Source organism: Kosakonia sp. LAM2021, from assembly GCF_016620385.1.
GTDB classification, from domain to species: Bacteria; Pseudomonadota; Gammaproteobacteria; order Enterobacterales; family Enterobacteriaceae; genus Kosakonia; species Kosakonia sacchari.
On sequence record NZ_JAENHT010000006.1, the window covers coordinates 144,015 to 163,134 of the forward strand.

Annotated in this window: 23 protein-coding genes; 18 read left to right on the top strand and 5 right to left on the bottom strand. The window is 54.0% G+C overall.

Translation table 11 applies throughout. The features are described from left to right. Positions 1-20: 20 nt before the first annotated feature. From JKP81_RS14580 to sstT, 4 genes are all read left to right on the top strand, one after another. A complete protein-coding gene (locus JKP81_RS14580) occupies positions 21-521 on the top strand; it encodes a M48 family metallopeptidase (protein ID WP_200552310.1) in 501 nt (166 codons plus the stop codon). A gap of 105 nt (positions 522-626) precedes the next feature. Next, the gene (locus JKP81_RS14585) at positions 627-1,625 is read left to right on the top strand and encodes a Gfo/Idh/MocA family protein (protein WP_065369432.1); all 999 of its coding nucleotides are present in this window, start codon (positions 627-629) and stop codon (positions 1,623-1,625) included. A 247-nt stretch (positions 1,626-1,872) separates the two neighbouring features. Next, positions 1,873-2,838: a TerC family protein gene (locus tag JKP81_RS14590; RefSeq protein ID WP_200552311.1), complete on the top strand. Its 966-nt coding sequence runs from the start codon at positions 1,873-1,875 to the stop codon at positions 2,836-2,838. A 240-nt stretch (positions 2,839-3,078) separates the two neighbouring features. Further along, positions 3,079-4,323 (top strand): serine/threonine transporter SstT, encoded by a 1,245-nt coding sequence (gene sstT, locus JKP81_RS14595; RefSeq protein ID WP_200552312.1) that lies wholly within the window; start codon positions 3,079-3,081, stop codon positions 4,321-4,323. A 15-nt stretch (positions 4,324-4,338) separates the two neighbouring features. On the opposite strand, the gene JKP81_RS14600 is transcribed toward sstT, so the two are convergent. The 3 genes from JKP81_RS14600 to uxaC form a co-directional block, all read right to left on the bottom strand. Continuing rightward, positions 4,339-4,890, bottom strand: a complete 552-nt coding sequence (locus JKP81_RS14600) for a YgjV family protein (protein WP_200552313.1) — start codon at positions 4,888-4,890, stop codon at positions 4,339-4,341. A 185-nt stretch (positions 4,891-5,075) separates the two neighbouring features. Beyond that, entirely contained in the window at positions 5,076-6,563 is a 1,488-nt protein-coding gene (locus JKP81_RS14605) for a UxaA family hydrolase (RefSeq protein ID WP_200552314.1), read from the bottom strand. Positions 6,564-6,580: 17 nt separating this feature from the next. Further along, positions 6,581-7,993, bottom strand: coding sequence for a glucuronate isomerase (gene uxaC / locus JKP81_RS14610; protein WP_200552315.1), 1,413 nt, complete (start codon positions 7,991-7,993; stop codon positions 6,581-6,583). Positions 7,994-8,458: 465 nt separating this feature from the next. On the opposite strand from uxaC, the gene JKP81_RS14615 reads away from it, so the two are divergent. The 11 genes from JKP81_RS14615 (at position 8,459) to JKP81_RS14665 (ending at position 15,727) form a co-directional block, all read left to right on the top strand. Next, a complete protein-coding gene (locus tag JKP81_RS14615) occupies positions 8,459-9,760 on the top strand; it encodes an MFS transporter (RefSeq protein ID WP_200552316.1) in 1,302 nt (433 codons plus the stop codon). A gap of 123 nt (positions 9,761-9,883) precedes the next feature. Then, complete coding sequence (gene exuR / locus JKP81_RS14620) at positions 9,884-10,660, top strand: transcriptional regulator ExuR (protein WP_020455378.1); 777 nt, start codon at positions 9,884-9,886, stop codon at positions 10,658-10,660. 326 nt (positions 10,661-10,986) lie between these two features. Further along, a complete protein-coding gene (yqjA, locus tag JKP81_RS14625) occupies positions 10,987-11,649 on the top strand; it encodes a DedA family general envelope maintenance protein YqjA (protein WP_017457404.1) in 663 nt (220 codons plus the stop codon). Positions 11,650-11,653: 4 nt separating this feature from the next. Then, positions 11,654-12,040 carry an EnvZ/OmpR regulon moderator MzrA gene (gene mzrA, locus JKP81_RS14630; RefSeq protein ID WP_200552317.1) on the top strand — a complete coding sequence of 129 codons (387 nt, stop codon included), beginning with the start codon at positions 11,654-11,656 and terminating at the stop codon, positions 12,038-12,040. A gap of 148 nt (positions 12,041-12,188) precedes the next feature. Beyond that, on the top strand, positions 12,189-12,557 hold the full coding sequence (locus tag JKP81_RS14635) for a DUF1090 domain-containing protein (RefSeq protein ID WP_025263828.1): 369 nt from the start codon (positions 12,189-12,191) through the stop codon (positions 12,555-12,557). A 38-nt stretch (positions 12,558-12,595) separates the two neighbouring features. Beyond that, entirely contained in the window at positions 12,596-12,898 is a 303-nt protein-coding gene (locus JKP81_RS14640) for a YqjD family protein (RefSeq protein ID WP_017457401.1), read from the top strand. Position 12,899: 1 nt separating this feature from the next. After that, positions 12,900-13,295 (top strand): phage holin family protein, encoded by a 396-nt coding sequence (locus tag JKP81_RS14645; RefSeq protein WP_017457400.1) that lies wholly within the window; start codon positions 12,900-12,902, stop codon positions 13,293-13,295. Beyond that, complete coding sequence (locus JKP81_RS14650; protein ID WP_200552318.1) at positions 13,292-13,582, top strand: YqjK-like family protein; 291 nt, start codon at positions 13,292-13,294, stop codon at positions 13,580-13,582. The genes JKP81_RS14645 and JKP81_RS14650 overlap by 4 nt, the downstream gene beginning before the upstream one ends. 218 nt (positions 13,583-13,800) lie before the next feature. Continuing rightward, on the top strand, positions 13,801-14,193 hold the full coding sequence (locus JKP81_RS14655) for a DoxX family protein (RefSeq protein ID WP_020455382.1): 393 nt from the start codon (positions 13,801-13,803) through the stop codon (positions 14,191-14,193). A 75-nt stretch (positions 14,194-14,268) separates the two neighbouring features. Next, on the top strand, positions 14,269-15,255 hold the full coding sequence (locus tag JKP81_RS14660; protein WP_200552319.1) for a glutathione S-transferase family protein: 987 nt from the start codon (positions 14,269-14,271) through the stop codon (positions 15,253-15,255). A 124-nt stretch (positions 15,256-15,379) separates the two neighbouring features. Beyond that, complete coding sequence (locus JKP81_RS14665) at positions 15,380-15,727, top strand: DUF805 domain-containing protein (protein ID WP_200552320.1); 348 nt, start codon at positions 15,380-15,382, stop codon at positions 15,725-15,727. A gap of 32 nt (positions 15,728-15,759) precedes the next feature. Here JKP81_RS14665 and JKP81_RS14670 read toward each other — a convergent pair whose 3' ends face one another. Next, positions 15,760-16,656, bottom strand: a complete 897-nt coding sequence (locus tag JKP81_RS14670) for a LysR family transcriptional regulator (protein ID WP_200552321.1) — start codon at positions 16,654-16,656, stop codon at positions 15,760-15,762. Positions 16,657-16,761: 105 nt separating this feature from the next. On the opposite strand from JKP81_RS14670, the gene JKP81_RS14675 reads away from it, so the two are divergent. The 3 genes from JKP81_RS14675 to JKP81_RS14680 all read left to right on the top strand — a co-directional run bounded on the left by JKP81_RS14675 (position 16,762) and on the right by JKP81_RS14680 (position 18,288). Then, positions 16,762-17,463 (top strand): pirin family protein, encoded by a 702-nt coding sequence (locus JKP81_RS14675; protein ID WP_065369439.1) that lies wholly within the window; start codon positions 16,762-16,764, stop codon positions 17,461-17,463. 50 nt (positions 17,464-17,513) lie between these two features. After that, a complete protein-coding gene (locus JKP81_RS23730; protein WP_370568884.1) occupies positions 17,514-17,645 on the top strand; it encodes a hypothetical protein in 132 nt (43 codons plus the stop codon). A gap of 136 nt (positions 17,646-17,781) precedes the next feature. Then, positions 17,782-18,288, top strand: a complete 507-nt coding sequence (locus JKP81_RS14680) for a DUF1543 domain-containing protein (protein WP_200552322.1) — start codon at positions 17,782-17,784, stop codon at positions 18,286-18,288. Between the two features lie 35 nt (positions 18,289-18,323). Here JKP81_RS14680 and JKP81_RS14685 read toward each other — a convergent pair whose 3' ends face one another. Beyond that, positions 18,324-19,043, bottom strand: a complete 720-nt coding sequence (locus JKP81_RS14685) for an AraC family transcriptional regulator (RefSeq protein ID WP_200552323.1) — start codon at positions 19,041-19,043, stop codon at positions 18,324-18,326. Between the last annotated feature and the right edge of the window lie 77 nt (positions 19,044-19,120).

The window sequence follows — 19,120 nt, forward strand, 5'->3', positions numbered from 1 at the left end:
AGATGTAAACACATTTCGCCATGCACAAGCTGACCTACCTTCAGGGCTACCCTGAAACCCTGCTCACGCAGGTTACCGCCCTGATTGAACAGAACCGGCTGGGCGAGGTGCTGAAAAAGCGCTACCCGGAAAGCCACGACATCACCACCGACAAAGCGCTTTATCACTATACGCAAGAGCTGAAAAACCGGTATCTGCGTAACGCCGCGCCAGTGAATAAGGTGATGTATGACAGCAAAATCCATGTGTTAAACAACGCACTCGGTTTGCATACGGCGGTCTCGCGTGTGCAGGGTGGCAAGTTAAAAGCCAAAGCGGAAATCCGCGTCGCCACGGTGTTTCGCGATGCGCCAGAAGCCTTCTTGCGGATGATCGTGGTTCACGAGCTTGCGCATCTGAAAGAGAAAGATCACAACAAAGCGTTCTACCAGTTGTGCTGCTATATGGAGCCGCAGTACCACCAGCTCGAGTTTGATACACGGTTGTGGCTGACGCATCTCACGCTGGATCGTAACAGGTGAGGTTTTCGCCATCACCTTTTGTGCTTGTGCGGGGCAGTGCACTGGTTTTGTCATCTCGTCGTGCTAGAGTGATCAAAGACCCCCTTACGGAGAATTAGCGCCTGTATGATACGTTTCGCTGTCATAGGTACGAACTGGATCACCCGCCAGTTTGTCGATGCCGCCCATGAAACGGGCAAATATAAACTCACCGCCGTTTTTTCCCGCAGCCTTGAACAGGCGCAAACGTTCGCCAACGACTACCCGGTCGAGCATCTGTTTACCTCGCTTGAAGATATGGCGCAAAGCGATGCGATAGACGCGGTTTATATTGCCAGCCCGAACTCCCTGCACTTCCCGCAGACGCAGCTTTTCCTGCGTCACAAAAAGCATGTGATCTGCGAAAAACCGCTGGCCTCCAACCTGCGTGAAGTGGAAGCGGCCATCGCCTGCGCCCGGGAAAATCAGGTGGTGCTGTTTGAAGCGTTCAAAACCGCCAGCCTGCCGAATTTTATCTTGCTGAAACAAACGCTGGCCAAAGCGGGCAAGCTACGTAAAGCCTTTATCAACTACTGCCAGTATTCGTCGCGCTACCAGCGCTACCTGGACGGAGAAAACCCGAATACCTTTAATCCGGCGTTTTCTAACGGTTCGATTATGGACATTGGCTTCTACTGCCTGGCGTCCGCCGTGGCGCTGTGGGGCGAGCCGCACAGCGTTCAGGCCACCGCCAGCCTGCTGGAAAGCGGCGTGGATGCCCACGGCGTAGTGGTGATGGATTACGGTGATTTCAGCGTCACGCTGCAACACTCGAAAGTGAGTGATTCCGTGCTGCCGAGCGAAATTCAGGGCGAGGCGGGATCGCTGGTGATCGAGAAAATCTCCGAATGCCAGAAAATCTCGTTCGTGCCGCGCGGCGGCAAAGCGCAAGAACTGACCCAGCCGCAGCACATCAATACCATGCTGTATGAAGCGGAAACTTTTGCCCGCCTGGTGGAAGAGAACGAAGTCAATCACCCGGGGCTGGATGTCAGCCGGGTTACGGCCAAACTGCAAACGGAAATTCGCCGCCAGATTGGCGTCGTTTTCCCGGCGGATGACATCGGCGAACAGCTTCCGGCGTAAAAGTTCGTAAAGCATACCTGGCTTCACATTGACGGAATCAATGTGCTGACATATTTTGTTACCTGCAAAGGGGAGTAACTTCATTGTCGGTGGATCGTCATTACGATGCGTATATGCATCCGGTCGCCGGGCGTCTTCACAGACGTAAGTGAGACCTTGCCGGAAGGCGAGGATCCATTGCACCTAAAGCAAACGGCTAACCTCTTCCGACGTTAGCCGTTTTTGTTTTCAGGTAAGGATTCACGCAATGAATACTGTCGGCACACCGATGTTATGGGGCGGCTTCGCGATTGTGGTCGTGATTATGCTGGCCATCGACCTTCTGCTTCAGGGGCGTCGCGGCGTCCATACGATGACCATGAAGCAGGCGGCCGCCTGGTCTGTGGTTTGGGTCAGTCTCTCCCTGCTGTTCAACGCCGCCTTCTGGTGGTATCTCACGCAAACCGAAGGACGCGCCGTTGCCGACACTCAGGCGCTGGCGTTCCTCACCGGTTATCTGATTGAAAAAGCGCTGGCGGTTGATAACGTCTTCGTCTGGCTGATGCTGTTTAGCTACTTCTCCGTACCTGCCGCGTTGCAGCGCCGGGTGCTGGTTTACGGCGTGCTCGGCGCGATTGTGCTGCGCACGATTATGATTTTCGCTGGCAGCTGGCTCATCACCCAGTTCTCGTGGCTGCTGTATGTTTTTGGCGCGTTCCTGCTGTTTACCGGCGTGAAAATGGCGCTGGCAAAAGAAGACGAAACGGGAATTGGCGATAAACCGCTGGTGCGCTGGCTGCGCAGCCATCTACGCATGACCGACACCATCGAAAATGAGCACTTTTTCGTGCGCAAAAATGGTCTGCTGTTCGCCACACCGTTGCTGCTGGTGCTGATTCTGGTTGAGCTGAGCGATGTGATTTTCGCGGTCGATAGCATCCCGGCGATTTTTGCCGTGACCACCGATCCGTTTATCGTGCTGACTTCAAACCTGTTTGCGATTCTGGGCCTGCGTGCGATGTATTTCCTGCTGGCGGGCGTGGCGGAACGCTTCTCGATGTTGAAATATGGCTTGTCGGTCATTCTGGTGTTTATCGGCATTAAAATGCTGATTGTCGACTTCTTCCATATTCCCATCGCCATCTCGCTTGGCGTGGTGGGCGGGATCTTCGTGCTGACCATGCTGCTCAACGCGTGGGTTAACCACCAGAACGACAGGAAAAATAGGGCGTAAGCCGTAAACGGCCGCTCTGCCAGTGCGCGGAGCGGTCATTTCATCAGCCTTGTCGCCTTTATCACAAAACGTTAACACAAAAAATCAAAAAGCCGCGCCTGGCTGGAAAAGTTCTTCTTCTCCCCTTTCTTGTTGCCGCAGAGTCCATATACTGCTTTCTGCAAACAAAAGTTACATCCTGACAAATGTCACCCAAAAAGGCATGCGGGATGCAACTCCACAACACGAAAGGAACATGGCATGACAACGCACCGCTCCACCGGCTTACTGCAACGCTTGATTGATGGCAGCCTGGTGAAACAGATTCTTATTGGTTTAATTCTGGGTATTTTACTGGCGTGGATTTCGACGCCCGCCGCTATTGCGACCGGCATTCTGGGCACGCTTTTCGTTAGCGCGTTAAAAGCGGTAGCACCGGTACTGGTGCTGATGCTGGTGATGGCCTCTATCGCTGGTCATCAACAAGGACAAAAGACGCGTTTGCGCCCGGTGCTGGTGTTGTACCTGTTAGGTACGTTCACTGCCGCGCTGACCGCCGTGCTGGCCAGCTTTCTCTTCCCTTCCATGCTGCAGCTTGTGCCAGGAGCGAATGATGTCACACCACCATCCGGCATTGTGGAAGTGCTACGCGGTTTACTGACCAGCATGATCGCCAACCCGGTGACGGCGATCATGAACGCTAACTATATCGGCATTCTGGTGTGGGCTGTTGGACTGGGCTTTGCGCTGCGCCACAGTAATGAGAGCACTAAAAATCTGGTGCAGGATATGGCAAGCGCCGTCACCTTTATGGTGCGGATCGTTATCCGCTTCGCGCCGATTGGCATTTTTGGCCTCGTCTCTTCTACCCTTGCGACATCCGGTTTTGGCGCACTGTTAGGCTACGCGCAACTACTGGTGGTGCTGGTAGGCTGTATGGCGTTTGTCGCGCTGGTGGTTAACCCGCTGCTGGTGTACTGGAAGATCCGCCGCAACCCTTTCCCGCTGGTCTTTACCTGCCTGCGTGAAAGCGGCGTCACCGCCTTTTTCACCCGCAGTTCAGCGGCGAATATTCCCGTGAACATGGCGCTGTGCGAGAAGCTGAATCTCGATCGCGATACCTATTCGGTTTCTATCCCGCTGGGTGCCACTATTAACATGGCGGGCGCGGCAATCACCATTACCGTGCTGGCGCTGGCTGCAGTACATACGCTGGGCATTACGGTTGATGTGCCAACGGCGCTGCTGCTGAGCGTCGTGGCGTCGCTCTGTGCCTGTGGCGCGTCCGGCGTGGCGGGCGGTTCTCTGCTGCTGATCCCGCTGGCCTGTAACATGTTTGGTATTTCCAACGATGTGGCGATGCAGGTGGTAGCGGTCGGCTTTATTATCGGCGTATTGCAGGATTCCTGCGAAACCGCGCTCAACTCCTCCACCGATGTGCTGTTTACCGCAGCGGTGTGCCAGGCGGAAGATACGCGCCTGGTGAATAACGCCCTGCGTAACTAATCTTTTTGGCTGCCTTCACTGGGCAGCCGGTTTCTCTTGCTGCGCGGTTTCGACTTTAAACGGGTCGATGCCGCGTTTTTGCATCCGCCAGAAGCGAATAATGTTCAGGCCATTCATCACCAGAAAGCTGCCTTCGATCAGCGAACCGCCAATCGATCCGAGCCAGATATTGTGGATCACCCAGCAGCCGGTTGAGCACCAAATTACGCAGCGCATCGGCAAGCCTTTAAAACGAAACAGCGCCCAGGTGCTGACGATCGTCCCGGCAACCGGCAGCAACTCCATCGGATGGTGAAATTTCGCCAGCCCCAACCCACCGGTAAGCACAATAAACAGCGCCATGACCCACAGGCTACGGGTACGCAGAGTAATCAGGGTGCGGATGGCGTTAAGCATGGCGCTGGAGCCTGCAGGAAATGCGCCCATCAGAAAGAAGTGCACGCCGATAATGGCGCTGTAGACCGAGAGTTGTTTTTTGAAACGCCGTTCATCACGGTTGATAAAGGTTGTAATACCAATCAGAAAGGCAATCACACCAACGCCCTGGGCAAGCCAATACGTGGTCATGGAAATTCCTTGTAGGATTTGGGATAAAGCGACACATCACTTAATGCCTGCCAGGAGGCATTTACCAAAAGATTTCGCGCCAGGGCAAGGCGGCAAGCTCACGAAGCCCCGGAAGCTTACACAAGTAAGTGATCGGGGTGAATGAGCGTAGCCAACACAGACATGGCGCGAAAGATAAAGGTAAATTAAAGCGTTACACCGCTTTTGAAGATAGCCAGTTCGCGGAAATCGTTTTTCTCGTTGCAGGTCTTTTTGCCGTTAGCGATATCGACGATCACATCCACGAATTCGCTCAGCAGTTGCGGCATCGCTTTGCCGTGAATCAGCTGACCGGCATCATAGTCGATCCAGTGTTTCTTCTTCGCCGCCAGTTCGCTGTTGGTGGCGATTTTCACCGTCGGCACAAAACCACCGTAAGGCGTACCGCGACCGGTACTGAACAGCACCATATGGCAGCCCGCCCCGGCCAGCGCGCTGGTGGCAACCGCATCGTTACCCGGTGCGCTCAGCAGGTTCAGACCGTGAGTTTTGAGGCGCTCACCGTAACGCAGCACGTCCACCACCTGGCTGGCACCCGCTTTTTGCGTGCAGCCCAGTGATTTCTCTTCCAGCGTGGTGATCCCGCCCGCTTTGTTACCCGGCGATGGGTTTTCGTAAATCGGCTGATTATGCGCGATAAAGTACTGTTTGAAGTCGTTGACCATGGTCACGGTCTTTTCAAAGGTACTTTCGTCGCGGCAGTGGCTCATCAGGATACGTTCCGCGCCGAACATCTCCGGTACTTCGGTCAGCACGGTGGTGCCACCGTTGCCGATTACGTAGTCCGAGAAACGGCCCAGCATCGGGTTGGCGGTAATACCGGAAAGACCATCAGAGCCGCCGCACTCGAGGCCGAATTTCAGCTCGCTCAGTTTGCCCGGTTCACGCTTGTCGTTGCGCATCGCCTGATACAGCTCATGCAAATGCTCAAGACCGGCTTCCACCTCGTCATCCTGGTGTTGGCAGACCATAAAGTGGACGCGTTCCGGATCGAATTCACCGAGCGTCTGACGGAAGGCGTCGACCTGGTTGTTTTCACAGCCCAGACCAATCACCAGCACCGCGCCTGCGTTCGGGTGACGCACCATGTTTTGCAGCATGGTGCGGGTGTTAATGTGGTCGTCACCCAGTTGGGAACAACCGTAGGTGTGGCTGAACAGGTAAACGCCGTCGATATCTTCGGCGTCTTGCGTCTCTTTCAGGAAACGGCTCTGGATCTGACGGGCAATGCCGTTCACACAGCCGACCGTCGGCAGGATCCACAACTCGTTGCGGATCCCCACTTCGCCATTCGCGCGGCGGTAGATCTGAATGTCACGATCCGCCGCCTGTGCGCCTTCCGCCTGAAAATCAGGTTGATAGCTATACTCGTCCACATCGCTCAGATTGGTACGGGCATTATGGGAATGGATGTACTCGCCCGACGCGATATCTGCTGTCGCATGACCAATAGGCAGACCATACTTGACAACATTTTCACCTTTGGCGATGGGTTGCAGAGCAAACTTGTGCCCGCGAACCACCGCCTGGCGCAGCCGAACGGTCTGGTTGTCGATAACGACTTCCGCGCCTTCAGCGAGATCCGCCAGTGCTACCGCAACGTTATCCAGCGAATGGATCTTGATGTATTGCATATCAACCTCAAACGGCCTTAGTTCAGTTCAATCGCGAAGTAATCACGCGCATTGTTAAAGCAGATGTTTTTCACCATTTCACCCAGCAGCTGAATATCCGCCGGGGCTTCGCCCGCTTCGACCCAGCGGCCAATCATCTGGCACAGGATGCGACGGAAATATTCATGGCGGGTGTAAGACAGGAAGCTGCGGCTGTCGGTCAGCATGCCAACAAAGCGGCTCAGCAGACCCAGTTGCGCCAGCTGCGTCATCTGACGTTCCATGCCATCTTTCTGGTCGTTAAACCACCAGCCGGAACCGAACTGCATTTTGCCTGGCATACCTTCGCCCTGGAAGTTGCCGACCATGGTGCCCAGCACTTCGTTATCACGCGGGTTCAGGCAGTACAGAATGGTTTTCGGCAGCAGGTTCTCTTCATTCTGCTTGCTCAGCAGTTTGGAGAGCTCTTCCGCCAGCGGACGGTCGTTGATGGAGTCGAAACCAACGTCTGGCCCCAGCAGTTTGAACTGACGCAGGTTGTTGTTACGCAGCGCGCCGATGTGGTACTGCTGCACCCAACCGCGACGGGCGTATTCCGCACCCAGCCATACCAGTACCGCTGTTTTAAACTGCGCCACGTCTTTCTCACCGAGCGTTTCACCCGCCAGGCGACGCGCCAGGATGCTATCCAGTTCGGCTTCGCTGGCTTCAGCGAACAGCACCACGTCCAGCGCATGGTCAGAAACTTTACAGCCGTGCGCTGCGAAGTGATCCAGGCGTTTGCTCAACGCCGTTTGCAGATCGGCAAAACGACGGATGTCGGTATCAGAAACTTCGCCCAGCTTCGCCATGTAATCGTTGAAGGTGGCTTGTTCAATGTTAAACGCTTTATCCGGGCGCCAGCTCGGCAGCACTTTGATGTGGAAGGTGCCATCTTTGGCGATCGAGGCGTGGTGTTCCAGCGAGTCAATCGGATCGTCGGTGGTGCCGACCATTTTCACGTTCATCTGTTGCATGATGCCGCGCGCGGAGAATTTATCCTGCGCCAGCAGTTCATTGCCCCGGTTCCAGATTTCGTCGGCGGTAGACGGCGACAGCACCTTACCTGTAATACCAAATGGACGACGCAGTTCCAGATGCGTCCAGTGGTATAACGGGTTACCAATGGTGTGCGGCACGGTCGCCGCCCAGGCGTCAAACTTCTCACGATCGGAAGCGTCACCGGTACACAGGCGCTCAGGAACGCCGTTGGTGCGCATGGCGCGCCATTTGTAGTGATCACCTTTTAACCAGATGTCATACAAGTTTTTAAAGCGGTAGTTATCAGCGATCTGTTGCGGCGGCAAGTGGCAATGGTAGTCAAAAATCGGCTGGTCTTTTGCGTAGTCGTGGTACAGACGGCGAGCAAATTCGGTATCTAACAGAAAATCTTCGGTCATAAACGGGGTCATTATCGTCTTCCTCTAAACGAGTGCGTCTGATGCTTACCTTTAATGCTGACAAAGTTATCACACCAATTTCCATAGACCGAAGATATTTTCGTGAGTTGGATCAATAAAAGCAGACAAAAACTGACAATCTAAACGCCTGAATATCCCGCTAACCCGCGCCGTTTCTGGCTTATCCCGGCAAAATTAAAGACCACACAAAGAAAAACGCTTTTGTGATGGCACTCACCTTTTCAAGTTGTATGACAAGTTATCTTTCCTGCCGTCGAACACATAAGCCGACGGAATGCATTCCCGATAAAAAGTTAATCGGATTTTTTGGGTACGGATACCGACTTAAACACGCTTACTTATGGCAAGGTTTGGGCCGTACCGGGAGTTCTCCCGGGTACGTCCTCCCCGTTTCATCCTCCGAACGCGATCGAAGGATGGCCGCGCAGGCGGTAATAACATAACGATGAGGTTTACATGCGTAAAATCAAAGGATTACGTTGGTACATGATAGCACTGGTGACGGTCGGCACCGTGCTGGGCTACCTGACACGTAACACCGTAGCGGCTGCCGCTCCAACCTTGATGGAAGAGCTGCACATTTCTACTCAGCAATACTCTTACATCATTGCGGCTTATTCCGCGGCTTATACTGTTATGCAGCCTGTTGCAGGCTACGTACTGGACGTTCTGGGCACTAAAATTGGTTATGCCTTCTTTGCGATTACCTGGGCGGTATTCTGCGGCGCGACTGCGCTGGCAGGCAGCTGGGGTGGTCTGGCACTGGCGCGTGGCGCGGTGGGTGCTGCTGAAGCAGCGATGATCCCGGCGGGTCTGAAAGCGGCGTCCGAATGGTTCCCGGCGAAAGAACGTTCTATCGCGGTGGGCTACTTCAACGTCGGTTCTTCTATTGGTGCGATGATTGCGCCGCCGCTGGTGGTGTGGGCAATTGTTATGCACAGCTGGGAAATGGCGTTCATTATTTCTGGTGTGCTGAGCTTTGCCTGGGCGATGGCCTGGCTGATTTTCTACAAACACCCGCGCGATCAGAAAAAACTGAGCGAAGAAGAACGCGAGTACATCATTGGCGGTCAGGAAGCACAGCACCAGACCAACAACGGTAAGAAAATGTCCGTCTGGCAGATTCTGGGCACCCGTCAGTTCTGGGGTATCGCGCTGCCGCGTTTCCTGGCAGAACCAGCCTGGGGTACATTTAACGCCTGGATCCCGCTGTTCATGTTCAAGGTTTACGGTTTTAACCTGAAAGAAATCGCCATGTTCGCCTGGATGCCGATGCTGTTCGCCGACCTGGGTTGTATCGTGGGTGGTTACCTGCCGCCGCTGTTCCAGCGTATCTTCGGTGTAAACCTGATTGTTTCCCGCAAAATGGTTGTGACCATGGGCGCGGTACTGATGATTGGCCCTGGCATGATTGGCCTGTTCACCAGCCCGTATGTGGCAATCGGCCTGCTGTGTATCGGTGGTTTTGCTCACCAGTCTCTGTCCGGTGCGCTGATTACGCTCTCTTCTGACGTATTTGGTCGTAACGAAGTGGCAACGGCGAACGGCCTGACCGGTATGGCAGCGTGGACAGCAAGTACCATGTTTGCCCTGGTGGTTGGTGCGCTGGCAGATACCATCGGCTTTAGCCCGCTGTTTGCTGTGCTGGCGCTGTTTGACCTGCTGGGTGCTGTGGTTATCTGGACCGTGCTGAAAAACAAATCAGCCGAAGAGGTCGTGAAAGAACATTCGCTTGGTGGCCCTGCCGCACAAAGTTAAGTCTCGATTTTGATAGTTAAAAAAGCCGCCTGGTGCGGCTTTTTTACTATCTGCGATGGTGAGAAAGCACTAAAAGTGGTATAACAAATCTACTATTACCCTTCTTTTTCCTGGAGCTCACATATGGAAATCTCCGAGTCACGACGTTTGTACCAGCAGCTTGCCGCGGAGCTTAAAAGCCGTATTGAGCAAGGCGTCTATCTGGTGGGAGACAAACTACCCGCCGAGCGCTTCATCGCCGATGAAAAAAGCGTAAGCCGGACCGTGGTTCGTGAAGCCATTATTATGCTCGAAGTGGAAGGGTATGTTGAAGTTCGCAAAGGCTCCGGCATCCATGTTATTTCCAACGTAGCACGCCACACCCAGGCGCCGGATGAAAACCTTGAGTTCGCCAATTACGGCCCGTTTGAATTGCTGCAGGCACGTCAGCTTATCGAAAGTAATATTGCTGAATTCGCCGCCACTCAGGTGACGAAACAGGACATCATGAAGCTGATGGAAATTCAGGATAATGCGCGCAAAGAGAAGTGCTTCCGCGATTCTGAGTGGGATTTGCAGTTCCACGTACAGGTCGCGCTGGCGACACAAAACACGGCGCTTGCGGCCATCGTCGAGAAAATGTGGACACAGCGTGTTCACAACCCGTACTGGAAAAAACTGCACGATCACATCGATTTACGCACCGTGGATAACTGGTGTGATGATCATGACCAGATCCTGCGCGCGCTGATTCGCAAAGACCCGCACGCGGCGAAACTGGCGATGTGGCAACATCTGGAAAACACCAAACAGATGCTGTTTAACGAAACCAGCGATGATTTCGAGTTCAACGCCGATCGCTATTTGTTTGCGGAAAACCCGGTGGTGCATCTCGATACCGCCGCAACCGGCAGCAAATAAAAAATGTCCTACAAGGCGCACACTTACGCTGCGCCTGCCCTGGTTTAAGGTAAGTAAACCGTCTAGAGTGTCAGCCTTTGTAAATAGCCTCGCCTCCCCCTGCCGCGACAAGCAAAATCATCACCGAAACTCATTTTTCTGACTGACTCATAACGTCGGCATTTGTTACAATTGGATGCATTTGTCATCATGTAAGTTAGTGCTTGCTCACAACGTCCGTTATCAGAATATGCCGTATCGAGTGTGCCACGAGCGACCATAATGTATTAAAGATAATCGCCGTGCTGTGCTGGGCGTGACGTAAACCGATGTACCAGGAACACTGAATGGAACTTTTAAGCCAATTACTCCATGCCCTCTGGAGCCAGGATTTCGCGACACTCTCGCAGCCCGGTATGATCGGCATGCTTTATTTTGTTTTATTTGTCATTTTATTTCTTGAAAACGGCCTGCTTCCGGCAGCTTTTCTTCCGGGCGATAGCCTGCTGGTACTGATTGGCGTGCTGATTGCAAAAGGCGCGCTGGGATATCCGCAAACCATTTTATTGCTGACAGTGGCGGCAAGCCTGGGGTGCTGGCTCAGTTACATTCAGGGGCGCTGGCTGGGTAATACGCGCATCGTGCAAAACTGGTTATCACATCTGCCTGCGCATTATCATCAGCGCGCGCACCATCTTTTCCACAAACATGGCCTTTCCGCCCTGCTGATTGGTCGTTTTATTGCATTTGTTCGCACCCTGTTACCAACTATTGCCGGACTTTCTGGTCTGAGTAATGCCCGCTTCCAGTTCTTTAATTGGATGAGCGGTCTGCTGTGGGTGCTGATACTCACCACGCTGGGTTATCTGCTGGGCAAGACGCCGGTGTTTCGTAAATACGAAGATGCCCTGATGTCCTGCCTGATGTTGCTTCCGGTGGTATTACTGGTGATTGGCCTTGCTGGCTCACTGGTGGTGCTGTGGAAGAAAAAATATCGCAACCGGGGTTAAGACCATGGAATTGCAACGTCCCTTTTTACGCTGGTTACTGATGGGTGTCGCGGCGATGACCGTTTTCAGCGTGATGTTTTTCGCCTGGACGACGCTGCAAAACCGTGAATCAACGCTGGCGATTCGCCCGATCACGCAAAACGTCAGCGTGCCGGATGGTTTCTCTGTCTGGCATCATCTGGATGCCAACGGCATTCACTTTAAAAGTATTACGCCGCAGGACGACACGCTGTTAATCAAATTTGAATCCAGTGAGCAGAGCGCGGCGGCGAAAATCGTGCTCGATCGCACCTTACCTCATGGTTACATCATCGCCGCCCAGGACGATGATAACAGCCAAACTTCCGCGTGGCTGACCCGCCTGCGCAACAGCACACATCGATTCGGTTAACCTTTCCAGGATTCTGAATCTTTTCACTCACTTTGGTGTTTGTCCGTTTACTTACTATGCTTGAGTACACGGAACCAGAGTTCGCTTTATGTCACTGGATGCTGGCGTAACCATCGTTTCGCTGGCCAACAATGGAAGGTTCTCGATTATGAAAAACCGCATCGCACTGGCGTTGGCCCTTTTTTCGCTGAGCGCATTTTCCCAGGCGGCTTCGCCCTGCCAGGAAAAGGAGCATGAGATCCAGCGTGAAATCAGCTATGCCGAAAAGCATAACAATCAGAGCCGAATTGACGGTCTGAACAAGGCGCTGCGAGAAGTGCGCGCCAATTGCTCTGACAGCAAGCTGCGCGCCGCCCATCAGAAAAAAATCGCTGAGATGAAAGAAGAGGTTGCCGAGCGCCGCCACGATCTGAATGAGGCAAAGCAAAAAGGCAATGCGGAGAAAATAAGCAAACGCGAGCACAAGCTGAAAGAGGCGCAGGCGGAACTGAAAGCCCTGGAAGCGCGTGACTACTGATTTAATGGAAATAACCACTCACTCACCTGGAGAGAATTATGTCGAAAGATAATGCTGACCATTTGCGCGCTGAGTTGAAATCCCTGGCGGATACGCTGGAAGAAGTGCTGAGCAATTCCAGTGATAAGTCGAAAGAAGAGCTGAGTAAATTACGCACTAAAGCGGAACAGGCGCTGCGCGACAGCCGTCACCGTTTGGGCGAAACTGGCGATGCGCTCGCCCGCCAAACCCGTGAAGCGGCGGCGCGTACCGATGAGTATGTGCGTGACAACCCGTGGGCCAGCGTAGGTATCGGTGCCGCCGTCGGTGTGGTGCTGGGTGTATTGCTGTCGCGTCGCTAAGATGACGGATCTGCGAAACGCGCAAGGGCCGGGCAAAAGCGTACTGGGGATCGGTCAACGCATTGTGACCATTCTTGTTGAAATGGTTGAGACCCGCCTGCGGCTGGCGGTTGTCGAGCTGGAAGAAGAGAAAGCGAACTTATTCCAGCTGCTGCTTATGGTAGGGCTGACCATGCTTTTCGCCGCATTTGGCCTGATGAGCCTGATGGTGCTGATTATCTGGGCCATCGATCCGCAATATCGCCTGAACGCGATGATTGCAACCACCGTCGTGTTGCTGGTGCTGGCGTTGATAGGCGGCATCTGGACATTGCGTAAAGCGCGGGCCTCGACGCTGCTGCGTCATACTCGCCAGGAGCTGGCAAACGACCGTGCCTTGCTGGAGGAGGATAAGTGAGCAGCAAAGCGGAACGTCTGAAGCGCAAAGCACGTTTGCTCAGTGAAATCCAACAACAACGCCTGGATCTCACCGCCAGTCGCCGTGAGTGGCTGGAAGCAACCGGAGCCTACGATCGCGGCTGGAATACGCTGCTCAGCTTGCGCTCATGGGCGCTGGTGGGCAGCAGCGCGATGGCGATATGGTCCGTTCGCCACCCCAATATGCTTGTGCGCTGGGCCAAACGCGGTTTAGGCGCATGGAGCTTATGGCGGCTGGTCAAATCAACGCTCAACGCAACGCACTGAAACACAATCACAGCACGGCTTACGCGGGCGATGGTTATCCATCGCCCGTTTGCTTTGGTGCTTGCTCAGTTTTTTTGAAAAAATTCGACAGTTTTCCTTGCTAACAATCTTTTCCCGTCACGATTACTATCCTCTCCATCGACAGCAAGCACGCGGCACACGCCCGTAATTGCAGACCTTTTACTGAAAGCCGCTATTGTGATTCCCTGGAGAGAAAGATGAAAAAATTAGAAGATGTTGGTTTCCTGGTTGCTCGTATCCTGATGCCGATTTTGTTTATTACCGCAGGCTGGGGCAAAATCACCGGTTATGCAGGCACTCAGCAATATATGGAAGCGATGGGCGTGCCGGGGTTCTTCCTGCCGCTGACCATTCTTCTTGAGTTTGGCGGCGGTCTGGCGATCCTGTTCGGCTTCCTGACCCGTACCACAGCGCTGTTCACCGCAGGTTTTACGCTGCTGACCGCGTTCATCTTCCACAGCAACTTTGCAGAAGGCGTGAACTCGCTGATGTTCATGAAAAACCTGACCATCGCTGGCGGTTACCTGCTGCTGGGCATCACTGGTCCGGGCGCCATCAGTATCGACCGCGTCCTGAATAAAAAATGGTAAGCGCTCTATACTGAGTGAAGAGATCAAAGCGAGGAGACCACTCCTCGCTTTTGCTATTCAGAAGGAGGAGACAAAATGGGACAACTGATTGACGGCGTCTGGCACGACAACTGGTATGACACCAAATCCACCGGCGGACGTTTCCAGCGCTCGGTATCCGCATTTCGCAACTGGCTTACCGCAGATGGCGCACCAGGTCCTTCTGGCGAAGGTGGCTTTGCCGCCGAGAAAGACCGCTACCACTTATATGTTTCACTCGCCTGCCCGTGGGCGCATCGCACGCTGATCCTGCGTAAACTCAAAGGCCTTGAGCCGTTTATCTCTGTTTCCGTGGTCAACCCGTTGATGCTGGAGAACGGCTGGACTTTTGACGATGACTTTCCGGCGGCAACTGGCGATACGCTGTATCAACACGAATTCCTCTATCAGCTCTACCTGCATGCCGATCCGCAGTACACTGGCCGCGTCACGGTGCCTGTGCTGTGGGATAAAAAGAACCACACCATTGTCAGCAATGAATCGGCGGAAATCATCCGCATGTTCAATACCGCTTTTGACGGTCTGGGCGCGAAAGCGGGCGATTACTACCCGCCAGAATTACGCGACCAGATCGATGAACTGAACGGCTGGATCTACGACAACGTGAACAACGGTGTCTATAAAACCGGTTTCGCCACCAGTCAGCAAGCGTATGACGAAGCGGTAGTGAATGTTTTCAATTCGCTGGAGCGCCTTGAGCAGATCCTGGGGCAGCATCGTTATCTGACCGGCGACCGGCTAACGGAAGCGGATATCCGCCTGTGGACAACGCTGGTGCGTTTTGATCCGGTCTATGTTACTCACTTCAAGTGTGACAAGCACCGCATCAGCGACTATCTGAACCTACACGGCTTCCTGCGCGATATTTATCAGATGCCGGGCATTGCGGAAACGGTCGATTTCGCCCATATCCGCAACCACTATTACCGCAGCCACAAAACCATTAACCCGACCGGAATTATCTCTATCGGGCCGTGGCAGGATCTGGATGAGCCACACGGACGCGACCTGCGTTTCTCCTGATCTTCCGGGCGCGTTTCACCGCGCCCAAATTATTTCTCGCCGGGTTTTCGCTTTGTATTTTTGCCGTCTATTCTTACAGGGATCGTTGAGAAAACAACGGATTGACCGTTGATCGAGGTGGGAAATGGACTGGTATTTTAGGGTACTGAGCAACTACGCGACATTTCACGGACGCGCGCACCGCCGCGAATTCTGGATGTTCACACTGGTCAATACCATTCTCTTTGGCGTGCTGTATGTGGTCGACAGGATCATCGGCTGGCACCTGTTAAGCCAGATTTACGCCCTGCTGGTGCTGGTGCCAAACCTGGCGGTTCAGGTACGCCGCCTGCATGATACCAACCGGAGCTGGCGCTGGCTGTTGCTGCTGCTGTTTCCGGTAATTGGCTGGTTGATGCTGCTGGCGTTTTACAGCCAGCGCGGCACGCCGGTAGAAAACCCCTTTGGCCCCGTACCGAAAGCGTTCCCCTGAATGGCATTGCTCCACCAACGTGGAGCAATGACTTATTTACCGGCAAACAGCTTGGGAATTTCCCGCAGACACCAGGCTTTCGCTTCGCCCATACTGTCGCGACGCCAGGCCATAATAATATCTACCTGGCTGGTATATTCCGGGCTCACGACACGTAAGCGACCTTCGGCGATATCCTGCTCCACCAGTGGATAAGGCATCGTCGCCACGCCCAGGCCGGACAGCAGCGCCTGGCGTTTATCCTCGATGGTACTCACCGTCAGCCTTGGCTGCTTATCCAAAAGCTGTACCGTCAGCACCGGACGCTCGCGGGCGGTATCGGCAACGGCCACGCCGCGGTATTTCACGCGCGTTACTTCCGAGAGCGGTTCCGCTTCCTGGTGGATCGGATGATCCGGCGCAGCAACATAGACGTTCATTACCGAGTAAAGCTTGCGTGAGTTGATTTCCGACGAAGAGCGAAAATGCATATCCGGGGCGACAACGATATCGGCACGTCCCTGCTCCAGCCGCTCCCACGCCCCGGCCAGCACTTCAGTAATGATCGATAACTGCGTATTGGCTTTTGCGGCCAGCCGATCGACCAGCGGAAACAGATCCCCCGTTGGCACCAGCGCTTCAGTGACCAGCGTTAAGTGTGTTTCCCAACCGCGCGCCAGCGCTTCTGCATCGGTCGTCAGTTTATCGGCGGCTTCCAGCAGGATGCGACCCCGCTCCAGCAGCATTCGCCCTACATTGGTGAATTTCGTTCGGTGCCCGGAGCGGTCAAACAGCACGACATCCAGCTCTTCTTCAAGTTTTTGCATGGTATAGCTGAGCGCAGAAGGCACACGCCCCAACTCATCCGCCGCCGCGGCAAAGCTTCCGCGTCGGTCAATCGCATCCATCACACGTAACGCTTCCAGCGTCAGCGCCCTTTCTTTGGCCATGAGTGTTCTCATTCAGGAAATTTGAACATACCGGGCAGAATATCTGGCTAACAATGCAGCGTCCATACCTTTAACATTGTTTTAAGTAAAGAGAGGTCAACAATTATGATTACTACACGTACTGCAAAACAATGCGGACAAGCTGACTTCGGCTGGCTTCAGGCCCGCTACACCTTTTCATTTGGACATTACTTCGACCCGAAATTGCTGGGCTATGCCTCCCTGCGTGTGTTGAACCAGGAAGTGCTCGCCCCGGGCGCATCGTTCCAGCCACGCACCTACCCGAAAGTGGATATTTTAAACCTGATTCTGGAAGGTGAAGCGGAATACCGCGATAGCGAGGGAAATCATGTTCAGGCGAAAGCTGGTGAAGCGTTGTTAATTGCCACCCAGCCCGGCATCAGTTATAGCGAGCATAACCTGAGCAAAGACAAATCATTAACGCGCATGCAGTTATGGCTGGACGCCTGTCCCGAGCGTGAAAACCCGCCGGTTCAAAAAATGACCGTTGCCGATGTGGCGCAGCAACTGCTGGCTTCCCCTGACGGCAGCCAGGGAAGTTTGCAGCTCCGCCAGCAAGTGTGGCTGCACCATATTGAGCTTGCCAAAGGCGAAGCGTTGCAGATTCAACTGCATGGCCCGCGCGCCTATTTGCAATCGATTCACGGTACGGTACACGCCGTAACGCATTGCGAAGCAAAAGAAGCACTGACCTGCGGTGACGGTGCGTTTATTCGTGACGAGGCTAACATAACCCTAGTTGCGGATACGCCGTTGCGCGCTTTGCTGATAGATTTACCGGTGTGATAGTTGCGTTACGTAAGTGAGTAAATGAAATGAGCAGCACAATGAATTTTATGACAGACCCTACACAGCAAAACCCACTCCCCGCCATGGCTGGATTCGGTTATGAAGAGATGCTGACAGAGCTGGAAGCCATTGTCGCAGAAGCCGTTGTCCGACTGGCGGAAGAAGAAGCCACCGCCTGACCCAAAAACCCCGGCACTTATGACCGGGGCGAATCCTGCACAGCATATCAGCGCTTTTCGGCACTTCGTTATATACAAAAAGATATAGCGATGGTGAAATAGCCCCCGCTTAAAAGGACTAACAAGGAGAAGCGCGATGTTTTTATATCTGTTTTATCTTGGCGGCAACGCAGGTAAATCTAATATCGAAGTCCATGATGTTCAGTTTGTGGCAGCCCGCGAACCGCAAGACGCCTGGCCCGCATTAAGGGAAGCCTGGTACGGTGATAAAGACAAAGTACATATTGACGGTTACGCTCGCATCAACTGGGCCGATGGCTACCGCATCACGTTGTCGTCAGAAAAACCTTCATCTACAGCGCAGCACCTCTTTTTCGTCAATGCAGGCGCCTACCATCCTGACACGCTTGCAGAGTTGCACGCTTTTGATCTGTTCGTGGCAAAAGACGCGGCCCAAGCAAAGAGCAAAGCACTCTCCAGCCTGCTAACCGGCGCATTGCAGCAGCATAAAGACAACCTGAAAGAGGTCGATGATTGCTTACTTCTGCAAAAAATCGGCGATCTCTACATCCACCTGACGCCGGATGAAAACGGCACACATTTCAAACCCGAGTGGCAAGGTTATCAGCCGATTGGCGCGTAACTCGTAACTCCCTTGCGCTCTCCACCGGAGAGAGCTTAGCGCAGCTGTTGTCGCGCCTGAAACTGCCCCGGCGTGCTGCCAAAGCGCAGTTTAAATGCGGCGATAAAAGCACTGACGTTATCGTACCCGCAACGTTCTGCCGTCTCACTCACCGACGCCCCACGCAGCAGATGCGCCATTGATGCCAGTACTTTTGCCTGCTGCCGCCACTGACTAAAACTCAGCCCGGTTTGTTCGCTGAACAAGCGGCTTAATGTTCTGACACTTAAGCCATAGCAACACGCCAGCTGCGCCTGATTTGCAGGATTTTGAGGCTCCGACAGCAGCAGTTCAGCCACCCGCTTCGCCCGACGATCCTGCGGCAGGGTTAACTGCAACGGCGCGTCTGGCGCCACGCGAATCTCCTCCATCATCAACGCCAGAAGCGATGCCTCGCGAGCCGGACCGCACTGCGTTATGCGTTCCATTAACAGCATCATAAACGGATCGGCAGGCCACACTCCCGCGAAAGCGGGTGCATCATCATGGTTGAGTTGCAGGCTATGTCCTTCCACGTCGCCCACGCTCCAGGCGCAGTGGCGCATCTGCGCAGGAAACCAGCCGACAGTCGCGGGCGTTAGCGCCCATTGCGCCTGTTCCGTTTTCACAACCATCATCCCCCGCTGAATGCAAAACAGCTGCCCGGTAGCGTGCTGGTGCCACTCGGTGGCGTGCTTGTTTTGATGCGTGAGCCGCTGATTTTGTACGATCAACATGGCTGATAAACCGTATTTGATGTCCTGATGCGGTTAATGTACCAACGCGGTGGGGCGATATCCTCTTTATAAACACA

Bases quoted from the DNA above. Each gene is read 5' to 3' on its own strand.
- JKP81_RS14580 (WP_200552310.1), top strand. From the start codon at position 21: ATGCACAAGCTGACCTACCTTCAGGGCTACCCTGAAACCCTGCTCACG.
- JKP81_RS14585 (WP_065369432.1), top strand. From the start codon at position 627: ATGATACGTTTCGCTGTCATAGGTACGAACTGGATCACCCGCCAGTTT.
- JKP81_RS14590 (WP_200552311.1), top strand. From the start codon at position 1,873: ATGAATACTGTCGGCACACCGATGTTATGGGGCGGCTTCGCGATTGTG.
- sstT (WP_200552312.1), top strand. From the start codon at position 3,079: ATGACAACGCACCGCTCCACCGGCTTACTGCAACGCTTGATTGATGGC.
- JKP81_RS14600 (WP_200552313.1), bottom strand. From the start codon at position 4,890: ATGACCACGTATTGGCTTGCCCAGGGCGTTGGTGTGATTGCCTTTCTG.
- JKP81_RS14605 (WP_200552314.1), bottom strand. From the start codon at position 6,563: ATGCAATACATCAAGATCCATTCGCTGGATAACGTTGCGGTAGCACTG.
- uxaC (WP_200552315.1), bottom strand. From the start codon at position 7,993: ATGACCCCGTTTATGACCGAAGATTTTCTGTTAGATACCGAATTTGCT.
- JKP81_RS14615 (WP_200552316.1), top strand. From the start codon at position 8,459: ATGCGTAAAATCAAAGGATTACGTTGGTACATGATAGCACTGGTGACG.
- exuR (WP_020455378.1), top strand. From the start codon at position 9,884: ATGGAAATCTCCGAGTCACGACGTTTGTACCAGCAGCTTGCCGCGGAG.
- yqjA (WP_017457404.1), top strand. From the start codon at position 10,987: ATGGAACTTTTAAGCCAATTACTCCATGCCCTCTGGAGCCAGGATTTC.
- mzrA (WP_200552317.1), top strand. From the start codon at position 11,654: ATGGAATTGCAACGTCCCTTTTTACGCTGGTTACTGATGGGTGTCGCG.
- JKP81_RS14635 (WP_025263828.1), top strand. From the start codon at position 12,189: ATGAAAAACCGCATCGCACTGGCGTTGGCCCTTTTTTCGCTGAGCGCA.
- JKP81_RS14640 (WP_017457401.1), top strand. From the start codon at position 12,596: ATGTCGAAAGATAATGCTGACCATTTGCGCGCTGAGTTGAAATCCCTG.
- JKP81_RS14645 (WP_017457400.1), top strand. From the start codon at position 12,900: ATGACGGATCTGCGAAACGCGCAAGGGCCGGGCAAAAGCGTACTGGGG.
- JKP81_RS14655 (WP_020455382.1), top strand. From the start codon at position 13,801: ATGAAAAAATTAGAAGATGTTGGTTTCCTGGTTGCTCGTATCCTGATG.
- JKP81_RS14660 (WP_200552319.1), top strand. From the start codon at position 14,269: ATGGGACAACTGATTGACGGCGTCTGGCACGACAACTGGTATGACACC.
- JKP81_RS14665 (WP_200552320.1), top strand. From the start codon at position 15,380: ATGGACTGGTATTTTAGGGTACTGAGCAACTACGCGACATTTCACGGA.
- JKP81_RS14670 (WP_200552321.1), bottom strand. From the start codon at position 16,656: ATGGCCAAAGAAAGGGCGCTGACGCTGGAAGCGTTACGTGTGATGGAT.
- JKP81_RS14675 (WP_065369439.1), top strand. From the start codon at position 16,762: ATGATTACTACACGTACTGCAAAACAATGCGGACAAGCTGACTTCGGC.
- JKP81_RS23730 (WP_370568884.1), top strand. From the start codon at position 17,514: ATGACAGACCCTACACAGCAAAACCCACTCCCCGCCATGGCTGGATTC.
- JKP81_RS14680 (WP_200552322.1), top strand. From the start codon at position 17,782: ATGTTTTTATATCTGTTTTATCTTGGCGGCAACGCAGGTAAATCTAAT.
- JKP81_RS14685 (WP_200552323.1), bottom strand. From the start codon at position 19,043: ATGTTGATCGTACAAAATCAGCGGCTCACGCATCAAAACAAGCACGCC.